Source organism: Anaerococcus sp. NML200537 (assembly GCF_026131715.1).
In the GTDB taxonomy this organism is placed as follows: Bacteria; Bacillota; Clostridia; order Tissierellales; family Peptoniphilaceae; genus Anaerococcus; species Anaerococcus kampingae.
In genome coordinates, this window is the sequence record NZ_JAMXSL010000012.1 from 19,564 (window position 1) to 35,674 (window position 16,111).

Genomic DNA, 16,111 nt, shown 5'->3' on the forward strand with positions numbered 1-16,111 from the left:
GGAGGTTATATGAATCAATTAATCGAAAACTTATCACCGCTTATAGGGTGCAAGGTTGATTCCCCTAAGTGGTGTCCAACAACAGCTTATCAAGTATGTAAAGAGTTAAGGCTTGCTTCGCTTATATGTCTAGACCTAGAAGATGATAATTTCATGGTAAATGGGATTGAATATAAGTTTAAGAACAAACTGACTATAGAAACTTACAATATCTATAAAAAGGTTATGAGTTTTGATGATAGCATACTAGATACAAGCTATTTGATACAGGTACAAGATAAAATTAATAATAGTGCAAATTTAAGTATAAATGATGCACTATTTTTTTGTGCAACAAATATGGTGAAAAATGATAGTGCTATATTTGATTGTTTAAACGACCTTAAAGAGCTTAAGAAACAAGAGATATATAAATATATACTCTTTGTGCTTTTAGACTCATATAGCTTAAGATATAGCTTATATAATCACTATATAATAGGTGATGAACTTGATTATGGAGAATTAAGGCAAGAAAGGCTAGATAAGCTTATAAACAATGTAAACTATATCAAAAAGAAACTTGAAGAATATAACTCTAACCTAAGCACAGATATAAACCATCATCTAACTACTTTACTTTATAATTTATGCTTGATTAAGAAAAATCTTAAGACAGAATATATTGAGGTAGATAGCTTATGAGAGGACTTATTACACATAGAATAGAATTAGGGGATAGCCTACAAAGAATAGCAGTAAAATATGGGATTGATGATTGGACGGAGATAGCAGAAATCAATAAGCTTGATCCACCATACATAAATTCGGTATTTGGAGATGATAGTTATAGCGACAATAGGCAGGTTGCCAAGATAGGTGATTTGATACTTATTCCTAGTAGTCAAGCCTACCAGGTTGCTAATATCCATGACAATGAAGAAATAGAAGCGGAAGCTTATGGAAAAGACTTAGATATATACCATGAAAGCATATTAGACCATGAAGAAAAAGGATACTTACAAGCCTTTAATAGTGATATAGACATAGTAAGAGGTTTAGATAATCTAGGCCAACAATTACAATCCAGACTATCAGTAACTAAAGGGAGCTTATTTATGCATCCAGAGTTTGGGTCTGAATTATACAAGTACTATGGTAAAAATTATACACAAGAAACTATAAATAAAATTATATTTGAGATTGAATCATGTATAAGGTCGGATTTTAGGGTTAAAGACCTTAAAGATTTAAAAGCAGACCTAGTAGATGGAGAACTTGTAGTATATGCACAAATCATACCTATAGAACCAGGTAAGCCTATAGAGTTTAAATATATAGTATAAGGGGGTGATTAAATGGCATTTAGGATAAAGGGAGCAAATGCAATCCTAGAAAGCTTAGTAAATTGGGTAGCATCTAGGACTGATAAGCTAACAGATTTTAATGTTGGATCAGCAACAAGAACCTTGCTTGAATCAGTAGCCCTACAAGGCGAAGAATTTTATTATGACTTAAAAAAAGGCATTGAACACGCTATAGCAAATTCGTGTTACAATGCTTTTTCTTTTGAGAGAAAAGAAGCTGAAAGGGCAGAGGGTTATGTAACCATAATTTATGAATCTGTACTTATAGAAGATGTGATAATTCCTAAAGGTACAAGATTTAGTTCAGGCAATAAAAGACTTAAGAAAGAATACTATACTAGCCTTGATAATATAAAAGTCAAGGCGGGAAGTAGGACAGCAACAATAAAGGTTGTGGCAGAAGAAGCAGGGGCAAGAGGAAACGCCCTAGCAGGTGAAATATGCAAGATTGAAGCAGGTACACCTAATATTGCTAATGTAGTCAATTTAAAAGACCTAGTAAGTGGTAAAGACATAGAAAGTGAAGCGGATAGGTCGCAAAGGTTTAAGGAGTATATCCATACCCTACAAAGAGGGACTTCTGAATCACTAGCTTATGGCATAAAACAAGTGCCAGGAGTTGCAGGAGTTTATATAGATGATAATTATATAGGCTATGTAAGAGCCTTTGTGCATGATAAAAATGGCGACCTAAGCGAAGATTTAAAGGCTAATATCTATAAGGAAATAGATAAGTATAGGGCAGGCGGTATCGAAGTAGAGATAAGGCCTACAGTAAAAAAACTTGTCAATATAGATAATATAAAAGTGATTTATAAAGATGGAATAAACAAGGAACTTTATGACTCAATCATCGAAACAAGCATTAGAGGATATCTAGACAATATGCAGGTATCAGAAAGCCTTAAGTTTTCTAACCTACTAACTTATATATATGAATCTTTTAGGGAAGCTATATCCTTTATAGATATTGAAAATCTAAAAGATGTAAATATCAAAAGCAATGAGATAGTAAGGGCAGGAGAGATAGCAGTAAATAAAAGCATAGAAAAGGATAAAAAATGAAGTTATTAAATTCAATTTTTTATAAGTCCTTAATAGCCCTATACAAGCTTAATGTAGGCAAAGATGGTAGGGCAAAAAGTGTAATTATAGATGCTATATATCAAGGCTTAGTCATACAAAAAGACGGGCTAAACCTAGCTATCTTAGAAATGGCTATAGATACGGCCACAGATGATTGGCTAGACTATTGGGGCAATACCTTTAGTGTAGCTAGGGACTATCAAGAAAATGATGATACCTACAGGGCAAGAATAATCGAAGAAATAGAAAGCCCAAAAAACACTCTAGAAAGTATCAAAAGAGCAGCTGCAAGAAAGGTGAATAAGGATAATAATGAAAACCTCTTGCCAGAATCCATAAGGATATTTGAACCGTGGACTGAACTTATCAAATTAGATGATAGGGGATATCTAGACGGAAGTGGTAGGCTAGTATCTTATGATTATTGGATCTATTCAGTAATAGACATAAGCTTGCCAGAATCACACTATATAACACCAGAGCTTATAAAGTATCTAAATAAGGTAAAGGCAGCAGGTATCAAGCTAGTATTTTCTATAGCCCCTAGATGGGACATTATAGTTGATGCTGATAGGGCGGAAAGAAACACACACGTCTATAACAAGATACATAAAGACCACTATATAGTAGTCGATAATGTAAATTATAATGGATTTTCAACAATACCAGCAGGCAGGCTTGATAAAATCGAAGGAGATTTAGATAACTCTATCCTAGATGGAACAGCAATCCTAGAAGGTAAGCAGTTAGTATATTGGGACGGCATAGCAAGGGTAAGAGAGCTTTACGCAACAGGAGTAGTAAGAAATCACCTAGGCGGAATCTTATCATTAGAGGACTATGCAATCATCTTAAAAAATGAAAATCCTAGTATAGAAGAAGCCCTAGCACTTGAAGATGAATCTTTTAAAGCTGATAGAGAAAAGGAAGGTAGGCTAACCATGACACAAAAGCCTATAGAAGTTAGGACAGAAAGGATAAATTAAAATGGCGGTTAATACAGTAAGTACAAATATACATGAAAGATTGCCGATAATAACAAACACCGCTCATTGTTCTAGAGCGTTAGCACTTGTAGAGCGAGGCAATATTTTTATAGGTATTGGCAAAACTAGCCCTTGGGAGGGGGAAAATGATGAAGGTTTTGTACCACCAGAGCCTAATCCAGATGCTGAAAACCTAGAAGAGCTAGTAGGCATGAAAAAGGCTGACAGGGTATCGCTTGTAGTGCCAGATGAATACGGAGATATAGAGTATGCAAAGATTAAATTTAAGACCTTGACAAAAGATGAAGCCTTAAGACAAAAATCTAGATGGGTACTTGTAGAAAGCACTATATATTATGAAGAACTACCACCAGTTGCTTATAGGCAATTAGGGGTATTTTCGAGAGTGCAAGCTAAGGAAGGTAAGGATAAAAACCGCATACTACTAGCAGATGATATAGAAGATGTAGGAATCTTAGAAGTACTAGCAAATAGGAAGGTTACTACAAGGCAATCGGACACAAAAGACACATTTTTTATGGTCATAGAGTGCTAAAAGGAAGGTATAAATGACAGATAAAAATGAATTAGTAAACGTAGATTTAACGCAAGCACCATATTTTGATAGGTTACTTGATGATAACTATACACAAGTACTTTTTAGACCAGGTACACACTTACAAAATAGGGAACTAAACGAATTGCAATCAAACGCAAAAGGAATTATAAAAAACATTGCTGATTGCTTCTTAAAAGATGGGGACATAAAAAGTGGAGCACAAATCCTAATCGAAGATGTACCAGGATCAATAGAAAAAGATATATCGGTAACAGATGGAAAAATATATCTTAATGGTATAGTAAGAAAATTTGAAAAACAAAAGGTAAGAATTAAGGGTAAAGACCTTGAATCTATAGGGGTAAGGCTTAAAAGGGAAGCTATACAGTCAATTGATGATGATAGACTAGTATCACCAGCAAGTGGTACACCAAACTATGGCTTGCCAGGGGCTGACAGATTAAAAGAAACTTTAGTACTAACAGCAAATGATGAAAAGGCCACAACAATATATTTAATTCAAGATGGTAAACTTGTAACTAATAACAAAAAAGACGAAGATGTAATCTTTAATAAGTTTTTAGCCCTACTTGCAAGGAGAACCTATGATGAATCAGGCCACTACAAGGTAAGAGGTCTAGAGCTATCACAAAAAGCCCAAAATGACAAAGACAATCAATATTTAAACCTATCGGAAGGTAAGGCTTATGTTAATGGTTGGGAAATAGAAAAGCAAACAGCAAGCACTATTACAGTACCTAGGGCAAAAGATACAAGAAGTATAACAGCAGAGCCTAAAGTATATCAAAATGGAGTGAAAAAATACTTACTCAATAACAATCCAGTAGCTAAGATTGATAGGCTAGTAGCAGTTATAAAGGTAAGTCAAAGAATTACAAGGCAAGGTTCGGTAAATGGTACAGACCCTATACCTAGTCAGTTTACACCAGTAGCGGAAATCTTATCTATAAAGCAATCGGCAACAAGTACAACTTACAAGAAAAATACAGACTATGTACTAGAATCAGATACTATAAGATGGCTAAGCGGAGGTAAGCAACCAGACTTAGGGGCAAGCTATGAGATAGAATTTACCTATAATAAAACCATGATACAAAATACTGACTATAAGCTAAGCATTGATAATGGCTTGTACTATGTAGAGATACTAAACAAGGACGTGCCAGTAGATAGAAGTACGATGATAATTGACTATACATTCTACTTGCACTATATAGCTTCTATTACACTTGATGAAAAGGGGCTTATAAGGGTATTGCCAGGGCAAGCAGATAAGGCTGATAGTGTAGCACCACCAGATATTACAGACCAGGCAGTTTTGCTTTTAGGTCATGTACAGGTAGCACCAGTAAATGATAAGCTTATAGTTACTAACTCTAGGAATGTAAGGTCTGATATGGCCAAAATTCAAAAAATGTTTGAAAGACTAGAAGAAATGGAAGTTAATCAAGCAATCACAGACCTAGACAAGGAAGCCCTAGACGGAGAAGAAGCAACACAATTAAAGGGAATCCTAACAGATGGATTTATAGGCTTTACAAAATCAGATGTAAACCACCCTAGCTATAATGCTAGTATAGACCTAGTAAATAAAGAACTTACTTTAGGCTTTAAATTATCAACAAATAAGCTAAGTATAGATAAGGATAAGTCAAAAGACTATAAGGAATTTGAAAGAATTGTAACGGCTAGAGGTGAAGAAAAGATAGAAGATAGTCAACCATTCGCAACTAGAGCACACAGAATCAATCCATATACAGCCTTCCCAAAAACACCTAGCCTTAAGATATATCCAGAAGTGGATAATTGGATAGAAACTAGCAGTATAACCTTAAGAGAAAATGGCGGAACAGAAGTATCTTATAACAGCATCAGAAAAGATACAGGCAAGGACGGGGACTTAAGAAGATGGTATGAATGGAGATCACAAACCAGTCAAGAAACAAAGCAAAGCTCATATAATACCACCGCAACAAGCGTAAATGTTACCGACTCGGCTATAGAGTATATGAGACAAATCGAAATTAGCGTGACAGGGGCAAGGTTTTTACCTAAGCAAGATAAAATCAAGGTCTTATTTAATGACATACCAGTAGAGGTAAAACCTTTAAATGATACCTATAAGGGCTCAAATGGTAGCCTTATGGCAGATAAGGACGGAATAGTAAAGGGTACTTTTAAAATTCCTAGTCACGTAAGATGTGGAACAGTCAATGTAGAAATCTTTGCAGAAGAATTTACAAGCCTAAAAGGTAATGCTCCTTTTACAGCAAATGGAACTTTAAGCACTACAACTACAACTCATACAACTACTACTCATGTAACCTATACTACAGTATATACAACTAAGTGGTCGCAAGTTTTGGTAGATCCAGTAGCACAGACATTTTCAGTCCTAAAAGACCAAATGCTAACTTCTATAGGTTTGTACTTTGCAGCTAAAGATAATAAAAATGACTTAAGGGTACAGATTAGAAAATGTGAAAATGGCTATCCTAGTCAAGAAATCCTAGCAGAACAAGTAATCGGCTATGATAAGATAAAAGTTAGTGAAGATGGAACAAGTCAAACAAGGATAGTATTTGAAAATCCAGTATACCTAAAGGCTAATACTCAATATGCTATAACAGCCTTATCAAATAGCCCTACAGCTAGTATTTATGTACAAGAATTAGGCAAGAAAGACCTAGCAAGCAAGAAGATAGTGCTTGAAAATCCATATATACCAGGAATGATGTTTGAATCATCAAACGCTATAGCTTGGAGTGCTAAACAAAACTTCAACCTTAAGTTTGACTTATATATCAATGACTATGTGAACAAGTCATTTATCTACTTTAACTCGGTTAAGGGCGTAGAATATGACACAATAAGACTACTTGCTGATACGTCAGTACCAGTAGATACAAGCCTAGAATGGGAATACTCTACTGATGATGCTAAGTCATGGTTGCCAATAGCTATAGATAATAGTTTGGATTTGCTTAAGAAAGTAAATAACGTAACAGTAAGGGCAACAATGACTAATAAGGGCAATATATCGCCAGCTATAGCACTTGATAGCTTGATGCTTGTAGGCAGCTTAAACAACTCTAAAAGTTCCTATGTATCAAGAAATATAGTCACAGATGCTAAGTATACTAATGTAAAGGTAATAGCAGATGTCTATGCTCCTAGCGGTACAGGGGTAGTATTCTACTATGCGACTGATAGGGACGGAAATACTTGGAAAAAGCTAACCCAACAGGGAGATGGCAAGGTTAAGAAAGTAGGCGGATATATCGAATATACCTACACAGCTACAGAAAGCAGCGGACAAACTAACTTTAGAGTAAAAGCTGACTTATCAACTAATAATACAGCCGTTAGACCTAGGGTAAGACGTCTAAAATGTATCATGAAGTAGGTAAGTATGGACTATAGAGTAAACGAAGTAGGGGCTTTAATCTTTAAACCAAAAGAAGAGGATAAGCCTACAATAGAAGATTTAATAAAGGAAATCGAGAAGACAAACAAAGAAGTCAAAAGCCTAAAAAATAGAATAAAGAAATTAGAAGAAAAGGATAGCGAAAAATAGCTATCCTTTTAGTTTGGAGATTTTATGAATAAATTAAGTAAACAATCACCGCTTTATGATATCGTAAATAGGCTTAATGAGATAATAGATGAACTTAATAACAACAGGGAAGTTTACGAAAATTTCAAGCCCGATATTAAAGATAAGCTAGAAAAGACCTATGATAGCAAGGCTTTGCCAGGAGTATATGAGGCAAGGGTAATGGGAATTTATAAGATTGAATTAGTCGCTAGTATACCAAACTTGCAGATAGAACTATTTAGAAATGGCAAGTCAGAAATAGTAATGCTAGATGGCGAAAAAAGAGTGCTAGATAATGTCTTTTTAGCTAAAGGTGACAGGGTGGTTATGAAAAGCAACACCTTAAAGACCGAAGATAAGTTAATTATATCTATGAAAATGAATATCTTAGACGCCTTTGTAGATCAGTACGAAGCGGTTAAGACAAACATAGAAATTGTAAGCGGTATATCGGCAAAATCAGAAAAGCAATTTAAGGAAATGAAAGATACTATAGCAGGATTTTATACAAGCATTAACTTTGAACCGGTCACACAAAACGAACTTAAAAGCCTTATAGGTAGTTTGGAGGCCTAGAATGGAGAAAGCATATAGAATCAAAGTTGATATCAAGAAAAACAACGGAATGTATGCAGGTCTAGTCCAGTACGACAATATAAGCAATATCCTCTATATTAACCTAACAGAGGGAATTAAAATCCTAGAGATAAAAGATTATGAGGAAATTTATTGCTTGGTCTTAAAGCCTAATATGGAAGCTATAAAGCTAAATTGTGAAGTATCAAAGGATAAGAAGCAATTAAAAGTCGTGCTGACAGACGGAGTTTTATCTCATAATGGCATCCTACAATGCGAAATAAAAATCAGAAACAAGAACTACTTAATGACAAGTGGTTCTTTTTATTTGAGGGTCAGAAAGGCTCTCGGAACAGGTGGCGAGACTTATGTCTCAAATCCCTTCTTAATCGGTAAAGATGGCAAAGACGGCAAGGACGGACACACACCAATAGTCGGAATCGACTTTTTTACTGAAAAAGACAAAAAAGAAATGATGGATCAGATAGGACGCATGAGTGTAAACAGGATAGAAGAAGCTGATATAAGCAAACTATTTTAGCAAAGGAGGTATGGATTGAATAGCAAGTTTTTAGACTTGATAGGCTTACAACACTTAATAGGGCTTATCAAAGAAAAGTTTGTACAGAAAGAAACAGGCAAGGGCTTATCAAAAAATGACTATACAGATGAAGATAAGCAAAAATTATCGACTTTAAAAACCTACAATGTAGCAACTACAGAAGAAGCAGGCCTTTTATCTAGTGCTAATCTTACTAAGATTAATAGCCTAGAAGAGGGAGCAGAAAAAAATGTGATTACAAAGGTCAAGAGAAATGGGACTCTAGTAAATGTAAGCAATAAGGAAGTAGATATAGCAGTACCTACTAAATTATCAGATTTAGTCGATGATAAGGACTTAGTAAGCAAAACGCAGGTACAAAAGCTTATAAGCGATGCTAGACACATGAAAAAAGAGATAGTGGCAAGCAAGCCTAGTAAAGGTACAGAAGATACTATTTATCTAGTAGGGCCAAAAGGCAGCGGCAACAATGTATATGAAGAGTGGATTTATGTAAACAATCAATGGGAAAAAATCGGTGATACTAGCACAGAAGTAAACCTTGATGGTTACATACGTGAAGAAGATATAAAAGCAATCACTAATGAAGAAATTAATCAAGCAATGGGGGCTTAGTCTATGAAAGTATTAGATTTTGAAGGTCTTAAGCTAATAGTTAAGAAAATAAAAGAATTGCTTGACTTAAAGGTAGATAAGGTAGAAGGCAAGGCCTTATCTACTAATGATTTTACAGATTTTGATAAAAACAAGCTTGATATGTCAGATATTATTTATAATGGAAATGATATCTATAATGTTAAATTTGAGTATGAAAACGGCCAATTATTTATGATCCACGAAGAAAGGGGCAAGGTAATTGCTAATGACTTCTACAAAATCATGGTAAGCGGCGAATCATTCAGATTTAGAATCAAATCAAGCAGCGAGGGAATAATATTATTTTATAGCCTAAAAGATGAGCAATTAAGATATGCTATCCACGTGTATAAACACTTAAGAGATTATAAAATAGACTTTGGTAAAAATATCAATGAAGAGATGATTTTTACTAGTGTTACCATGCCAGAGGACAAGGTATCTATTGTTAGAGAGGAGGGGTTATGATAATTAATGAGAATCTAACCACGCAAGATAAAATTTTTTTAGATGCAAAGGATGTTGATTTTAGGTTTGCTTCAGTTTTTATAGAAAATTTAGGTCTAGTTGACGGAGAAACTTATACCTTTTCGACAGACTTAAGTTTGAGCAAAGGAGAATCAGCTAGCATAATTCTTTTTGATAGTGATTATAAGACACTAAGCGGAATTTCTACATTTAGCACTAAAGGACGTAATAGTTTTACTTTTACGTATAAAGAAGGTGTAACAAGTAGGTTATCTTGCTATGCAGGAATACATGGTAGTACTAATGGGATAAGTGCTGAATATAATAATATAAAACTAGAAAAAGGAGACCAAATGACACCATACTTACCACATAAAAGCAAGGTAAAAGCTGAAAATCAAGCCATTTTCCCTATCGGGGGGGGGTATCACGAAGTCTACCCTCTATAGAGGATATAAGGGGGGGTAGTTTATGTTAATTAACCCTAATTTATATGAAAGTAAAAGCACTTTAGAATACAGAGGTGGAGATAAATTATACTATAATGGAGTATTCATAGATGTACCAACATTGATTGATGGAGAAACTTATACCTTGTCTTGTGATTTAGATAGAGTGAGTCTAGATGGTCAATTGCTCGATGAAATAGTAAGTGTAGGACCAGCAAGGGCGAATGGTTCTACGATTTATGAAAAGCCTTATGGATATACTAACACAGATGTATCGAATAACAAAATTGTGTATACTTTTAAATATATACCAGAAATTAAGTATATATGGGATTTTGCAAATGAAGGTAAAAAAACAAAAGTAAAAGCGGTATATTCAAAAATTAAGTTAGAAAAAGGGAAAGAAAAAACTCAATATGTACCTAACAAGAATACCCTAGAAACGGCTAAACGTCCGTATTTTATCGGGGGGGGGTACGTTCAAAGAGGTTTATCCAATCTAGTATCTACCCTAAGCAATCTTCTTTTAGGAAGGAGGTTGCAGCGTGAAAATTAATAGAAACTATTTGAAAAAATCTAGAAGAGCTGAAATGAAGATAGCTGAAATTGATTTTGCTGACATTAAGGATTGCAGATTCTTTATTGAAGATGATTTTTGGCTTGACTTTAAAAATGGTAAAACAACCTTATCCTTTTGGTTTGCACCTACAGAACCTCTACAGACGGATAGAATTTTTGAAGTTCATTATAGTGCTAGTCCTTATTACCATTTTGGGACTATGTGGTATCCAGCAGGCAGTACAGAGCCTAAGTTTTATAAATTTACTATGGATACAGAGACAATCCCAGAAACATATAGAGGTGGTTCGTTTTTTATAAGATTTAACAAGGCAGACTTAGGAAAAACATTTTATCTGATTAAAAGTAAATTAGAAGTTAGTGATAAACCTAGTCTATATAGCCCTAGCAAAACCGAGCTAGAACCTAGCAAACAAGCCATTTTCGTGGCGGGGGGGGGTATTCAAGGAAGTGTATCCAGTCTAAGCTTAAAACCGGTCGAAATCGACCAGTTATGTTTGGGGGTGCTTTATGTTAGTTAAGCACAACCTACTAAATCAACCAAACTCTTTTAAAACACCTAGTTCTCAGGCACCATTGGAAATGACTATTAATAAAAATACTTTGGTTTTAAAAGGAAAAACAGAATGGGTGTATCGATTTATAAATGAGGATAATAGTGGTGATATAAAAGAAAATATAGAATATGTTGCGGGATTTATGGGTAGCATAAATGGTCAAGTTCGAATGTATAAAAATGGACAAGAGAAATATCAACCAGTTATTATTGGTGAAGTAATTGTATATACTTATAGAAATATTAATTCCGATTCAAATGCTGTCTTTTATATTAGGACTCTAACTGATGACACAGAATTAAGAATAAAAAAATTCTTTGTCACAGATGAGTTAGCAGATATCATTATTGATAAAAAAAGCATGCAAACAAAAGAGAAACAGTCTATTTATCCACCAGAAGGCAACTACAAAGAAATAACACCACTATAAGGGAGCTTAGGCTCTCTTTTTTACATAAAGAAAGGAAGTGAAAAAATTTGAGAAAAAGAATTTTGACAGAAGATGATTTGAAAAGAAAATTATCAGAATTTACAGAAGACTCCGCCCACAGAACAGTTACAGATGCTGAAAAAACAAAATGGAATAACAAGGCTGAAAAATCTTATGTAGATAGTGCTAAGTCTAGTTTATCTAGTGATATGACTAAGAAGTACAATGCTTTGAATAATAGTAAGGCTGATAAGAAGGATTTGAATGCTTATGTAAAGAAAGATGGTAGCAAGGTACTTAGTGATAATAATTTTACTAATGCTTACAAAACAAAGATTGATAGAGATTTAAAGACTGATTCACAAATAATGCAGCTAGCACTTAAAGTTGCTAGAAGAGATAGTATGTTTCAATCCAATGAGTTGTACAAGGATTTGAACAACTATTATGGTACTAGTATTTCTTCATCTATTAAGACCTTATCACAATTTCAGCAATCGCAGACGGCAATGGCTAGTTTTTTGAATAACTCATTAGTAAAAAAAGAAATGAATAGTGATGCTCTTTTCTCAAAGTCAATATTTGAAGTGACAATGCCTTATTTCAAAAACAATGTAAGTCAATTTAAACAGCATATTTCAGATGATTTTAAAGCTCGTATTATTTATAGTAGCCCTAAATGCTTAAAACAAATAGTTAGTAGTGATGATTTGATAAGAGCGGTATCGGACAATGAGGAAACAACTTATATATTTTCAAGGTATTGTCCTTATTTTTATTTTTGCTTTGAAGGTTTAAGAGAAATGACTTATTATCTAAACTTTTTTCAGAATAAGATGTCTGATATTGAGAATATTGGAGAATTTATTATATTAGCATTAAGGCGAAGTGACTTTTTAAAAATTAACGATTCTTTTCCAGGTATTTCAAAATTAAATGGATCGGCTATTAATTTGGATACAGACACTATATATGGTATCGGCAATTATAGTGATGATTTAAATAAACAGCAAAGAGAAAACAAGCAACAATTTAAATTTATCTACAGGTATACTAAAGATGATTCACTCGCGACCGATTCAATGTTTAATATGGCTAGACATTTTGGAGTTGTAAAATCAAAATATAAAATGGGGAGAACGTATAGCGATTATCGTATTTCGATTGCTTTGTTAAACCTAAAAGAAATCGAGCAAGATATAGCAAGGGGATTATAAATGTACTTATATTACGACCAACTAAAAGACAAAAAACTAGTAGCAGTAGTATCGGAAGAGATGATTGCAAGCTTAGGGGCTAACTATGTTATAGCAGACCTACCAAAAGAAGAGGGCTTAGGCAATCTTTGTATCAATGATAAGGGCGAAGCCTACTATGACGGAGAACCCCAAACTGATACTGAAAGGCTAGAAATTGAAAATAAGAAATTAAAAGAACAGTTAGAAAAGACCCAACAAGCACAATCTATGGCAGAAATGGGAATGTGGGAACTTTATGAAAAAGTTACTAATCTACAAGCACAAATCGAAAGTAAGTAAGTTAGGTATAGCGGTATCAATTGGTGCCGCTTTTTATATACTTAAAATCATAGAAAAGAAAGGGGGTGAATTTATGATAGGACTAGCATTTTGCATGGCATCTTGTATCGTAAGAGGTTATAAAAAATATTCTGACGTACCAGCACCTATGAAAGAGTTTGTTAAGCAAGCACTTATAGAAATGGGCGCAGAAGAACTAATCGACCTTGAAAAGAAAGACAAAGAAGAAGGTAGATAAGAAACAGTAGGGGCTTTTATAGCCCCTTTACTTAAAAAGGAGTGATTAAATTGTGGCAGTTTATGAAAAAATTATAAGTCTTGTAGCAGACCAAGGGATAGCTATATCGGTGTCGGTTGTGGTTATCCTTTTAATGTTTACATTTGGAAGGTCATTTTTAAAGCAGTTTGAAGAACAAAAAAAGCTTGATAGGGAAAATCTCAAAGTTGAGAAAGAAATTGAAAGACAAGAAAGAAAAGAAGATAGGCAAGCACAAAGGGAGCAGACTAAGAGCCTTATAGACCTCCATAGTCAGACTAACGAAGCGATAATCAAATTTACGGAAGCCTTGAAACATAGCGATTCTTTGCTAGATATTCACAATAGTAAAACTGAAAATAGTTTTTGTGAAATTAAGGACGGAGTCCAGGATATTATAGGCAGGCTTGATATTGTCCAAGATACGACTAAGGAGCTTGCTACTAAGGCGATGCTAGAAGAAGTAAAACAAGAAATTTTAAAAAATCAAGCAGAGGACTAGGCAAGTCTAGTCTCTTTTTATATGCACAAGAAAGGATTATTATGGGAGATATTAAAAAAGCTATAAAGTGGTTTGAAGACCATCACAGGACAAAGGGAAATTATCCATACTCTATGTATAGGAGATACGGCAATCCAGGTTTTGATTGTTCATCATCAGTTTTTTACGCTTTGATAGCAGGCGGATTCCTACCAAGGACTACAGCTATAGGCAATACAGAAACACTCTTTGCACTAGCTAGACAAGGCAAGGTACTTAAAGAAATATTTAGCTATGATGAAGTCCAACCAGGCGATATCTTTATCAGAGGTGGTGAAGGTACAAGCCTAGGGGCTAAGGGTCATACAGGAATGTTTTATAAGAAAGATGGGATAATCCATTCAAATTATTCTAACAACGGCATTAGCAAAAACGACTTATCATGCTATTTGACATACTTTTTAGACAGAAAAAGGTCTAGAAACGAAAGATATTTTAGACCTATACCACAAGATAATGTGGGCAAGGCTAAGCCTACTAAGTCAGCCTATGAAGTAGCAAAAGAAGTCATAGACGGAAAATGGGGTGTAGGCCAAGATAGGGTAAGAAAGCTTGAAAATGCAGGATATAACTATAAGGAAATTCAGGATAGGGTAAACCAAATAATCAAGTCAAAGCCTAGTAAAACCATTGGCCAAATAGCTAAAGAGGTTATAGACGGTAAGTGGGGCAATGGTAGTGATAGGGCTAGTAGACTTAAAAAGGCAGGTTATGATCCAAACAAGGTACAAGCAGAGGTAAATAAACTTGTATATAAACCGGTCTATTATGAGGTAAAAAGAGGTGATACTCTAAGCTTAATAGCTAAAAAACACAATCTTAGCCTAAATGAACTAATTAAAAGAAATCCACAGATTGCAAATCCAAATGTCGTTAAAATTGGGCAGAAAATCAAAATAAAATAGGAGATTAAAACATGAAAGAATTATATAGCTTACTAGGAATTGCAGTAATTATAGCGGCACTTTGTGCTATTAAATATGCTATAGACATATTAAAGGCAAAGAAAGGTGAAATCAAAGATAATAGAGTCCTTGCAGCAATAGATTTCCTAGAAAGATTCATTAATACAGTAGTAAATGATATCAATCAAAAGGTAGTTGATGAGTTAAAATCAAATCCAGAAAAGCTATTTGATCAAGCAAAGAAAGATGAAATCTTTAATTCAGCAGTTGATACAGTAAAATTATGGCTAGGAGATGAACAAAAAGATATCATAGCAAGATACCTAGGCGGTGCAAGAAATCTTGAAGATTTCATAGAAAGTGAAGTATCAGCAAAAGTAAGGGAAAATAAGAAGCCTAAAGAAGGTAGCCCTTTAAATGTTACAGAAAGTTTTAAAGAAGAAGTATAATACTAATAAATATATAAACTATTTTAAGTAGTGGTATTTCAAAATCTAATAAAAAAGTTTGATTTTAAGTCCAAGTGATTTTCGAATCAGGTTGACGTGCAAAAATTGCTTTCCGACTTGAATCGATGAATCGGACTTAAAGACAGCATAAATACTCACGTAAAAAACGAAATCTTATACCTATAACATAAAACCTACTCTTGTGCTGGGGTAGGTCTTTTTTATTGCCTAAAACTATAACTTGACAAATACCACTTTGCGTGATATATTGTTATCACAAATCCAAATCAGGCCTAACCAGCCCAACCTCGTCTCTTATCTATTACCAGTAGATGGAGACTTTTTTTATTCTCTTTTTAAAGTACAATATATGTGAGTTCCGATATATGCACGAAAGATACAAATTATCCTACCCCTCTATGGTGGGATTTTTTGTTTGAGGTATAATTTAGGTGTACAAAATTTTTGTCGTAACTACTCTAAATTAGGGTATAGTTATCTTGACTAGTCGGAAAGCAGAAAAGTCCCTCTGTGAGTACTAAAACTGGTGTGACGAAGTCTACCGAGGG

General features: G+C 34.2%; 21 protein-coding genes. All 21 read left to right on the forward strand.

Annotated elements, in window-relative coordinates; translation table 11 throughout:
* The first annotated feature begins 9 nt into the window (after nt 1-9).
* The 21 genes from NH288_RS04755 (at nt 10) to NH288_RS04855 (ending at nt 15,542) form a co-directional block, all read left to right on the forward strand.
* Nucleotides 10-684, forward strand: a complete 675-nt coding sequence (locus tag NH288_RS04755) for a hypothetical protein (RefSeq protein WP_265213502.1) — start codon at nt 10-12, stop codon at nt 682-684.
* The gene (locus NH288_RS04760; RefSeq protein WP_265213504.1) at nt 681-1,325 is read left to right on the forward strand and encodes a LysM peptidoglycan-binding domain-containing protein; all 645 of its coding nucleotides are present in this window, start codon (nt 681-683) and stop codon (nt 1,323-1,325) included. Before NH288_RS04755 ends, NH288_RS04760 begins: the two co-directional genes overlap by 4 nt.
* 12 nt (nt 1,326-1,337) lie before the next feature.
* Entirely contained in the window at nt 1,338-2,411 is a 1,074-nt protein-coding gene (locus tag NH288_RS04765) for a baseplate J/gp47 family protein (protein ID WP_265213505.1), read from the forward strand.
* The gene (locus NH288_RS04770) at nt 2,408-3,418 is read left to right on the forward strand and encodes a hypothetical protein (RefSeq protein ID WP_265213507.1); all 1,011 of its coding nucleotides are present in this window, start codon (nt 2,408-2,410) and stop codon (nt 3,416-3,418) included. Before NH288_RS04765 ends, NH288_RS04770 begins: the two co-directional genes overlap by 4 nt.
* 1 nt (nt 3,419) lies before the next feature.
* The gene (locus NH288_RS04775) at nt 3,420-3,974 is read left to right on the forward strand and encodes a hypothetical protein (protein ID WP_265213509.1); all 555 of its coding nucleotides are present in this window, start codon (nt 3,420-3,422) and stop codon (nt 3,972-3,974) included.
* Between the two features lie 13 nt (nt 3,975-3,987).
* Complete coding sequence (locus NH288_RS04780) at nt 3,988-7,404, forward strand: DUF4815 domain-containing protein (RefSeq protein ID WP_265213511.1); 3,417 nt, start codon at nt 3,988-3,990, stop codon at nt 7,402-7,404.
* Nucleotides 7,405-7,410: 6 nt separating this feature from the next.
* Nucleotides 7,411-7,575 (forward strand): hypothetical protein, encoded by a 165-nt coding sequence (locus tag NH288_RS04785; RefSeq protein WP_265213512.1) that lies wholly within the window; start codon nt 7,411-7,413, stop codon nt 7,573-7,575.
* Between the two features lie 24 nt (nt 7,576-7,599).
* Nucleotides 7,600-8,172: a hypothetical protein gene (locus NH288_RS04790; protein ID WP_265213514.1), complete on the forward strand. Its 573-nt coding sequence runs from the start codon at nt 7,600-7,602 to the stop codon at nt 8,170-8,172.
* 1 nt (nt 8,173) lies between these two features.
* Nucleotides 8,174-8,713 (forward strand): BppU family phage baseplate upper protein, encoded by a 540-nt coding sequence (locus NH288_RS04795; protein WP_265213516.1) that lies wholly within the window; start codon nt 8,174-8,176, stop codon nt 8,711-8,713.
* A 15-nt stretch (nt 8,714-8,728) separates the two neighbouring features.
* A complete protein-coding gene (locus NH288_RS04800) occupies nt 8,729-9,349 on the forward strand; it encodes a hypothetical protein (protein ID WP_265213518.1) in 621 nt (206 codons plus the stop codon).
* A gap of 3 nt (nt 9,350-9,352) precedes the next feature.
* On the forward strand, nt 9,353-9,838 hold the full coding sequence (locus NH288_RS04805) for a hypothetical protein (RefSeq protein WP_265213520.1): 486 nt from the start codon (nt 9,353-9,355) through the stop codon (nt 9,836-9,838).
* Nucleotides 9,835-10,287, forward strand: a complete 453-nt coding sequence (locus NH288_RS04810) for a hypothetical protein (RefSeq protein WP_265213522.1) — start codon at nt 9,835-9,837, stop codon at nt 10,285-10,287. Before NH288_RS04805 ends, NH288_RS04810 begins: the two co-directional genes overlap by 4 nt.
* A gap of 22 nt (nt 10,288-10,309) precedes the next feature.
* Nucleotides 10,310-10,843 carry a hypothetical protein gene (locus NH288_RS04815; RefSeq protein WP_265213524.1) on the forward strand — a complete coding sequence of 178 codons (534 nt, stop codon included), beginning with the start codon at nt 10,310-10,312 and terminating at the stop codon, nt 10,841-10,843.
* Nucleotides 10,833-11,387, forward strand: coding sequence for a hypothetical protein (locus NH288_RS04820; protein ID WP_265213526.1), 555 nt, complete (start codon nt 10,833-10,835; stop codon nt 11,385-11,387). Before NH288_RS04815 ends, NH288_RS04820 begins: the two co-directional genes overlap by 11 nt.
* Nucleotides 11,377-11,853 carry a hypothetical protein gene (locus tag NH288_RS04825; protein ID WP_265213528.1) on the forward strand — a complete coding sequence of 159 codons (477 nt, stop codon included), beginning with the start codon at nt 11,377-11,379 and terminating at the stop codon, nt 11,851-11,853. Before NH288_RS04820 ends, NH288_RS04825 begins: the two co-directional genes overlap by 11 nt.
* Before the next feature lie 47 nt (nt 11,854-11,900).
* Nucleotides 11,901-13,070, forward strand: a complete 1,170-nt coding sequence (locus NH288_RS04830) for a hypothetical protein (protein ID WP_265213530.1) — start codon at nt 11,901-11,903, stop codon at nt 13,068-13,070.
* Complete coding sequence (locus NH288_RS04835; RefSeq protein ID WP_265213531.1) at nt 13,071-13,391, forward strand: hypothetical protein; 321 nt, start codon at nt 13,071-13,073, stop codon at nt 13,389-13,391. It abuts the gene before it with no gap.
* Between the two features lie 73 nt (nt 13,392-13,464).
* Complete coding sequence (locus NH288_RS04840; protein WP_265213533.1) at nt 13,465-13,629, forward strand: hypothetical protein; 165 nt, start codon at nt 13,465-13,467, stop codon at nt 13,627-13,629.
* 52 nt (nt 13,630-13,681) lie between these two features.
* Complete coding sequence (locus tag NH288_RS04845; protein ID WP_265213535.1) at nt 13,682-14,149, forward strand: hypothetical protein; 468 nt, start codon at nt 13,682-13,684, stop codon at nt 14,147-14,149.
* A gap of 41 nt (nt 14,150-14,190) precedes the next feature.
* Nucleotides 14,191-15,093, forward strand: coding sequence for a peptidoglycan amidohydrolase family protein (locus NH288_RS04850; protein WP_265213536.1), 903 nt, complete (start codon nt 14,191-14,193; stop codon nt 15,091-15,093).
* An 11-nt stretch (nt 15,094-15,104) separates the two neighbouring features.
* On the forward strand, nt 15,105-15,542 hold the full coding sequence (locus NH288_RS04855) for a hypothetical protein (protein ID WP_265213538.1): 438 nt from the start codon (nt 15,105-15,107) through the stop codon (nt 15,540-15,542).
* Nucleotides 15,543-16,111 lie beyond the last annotated feature (569 nt).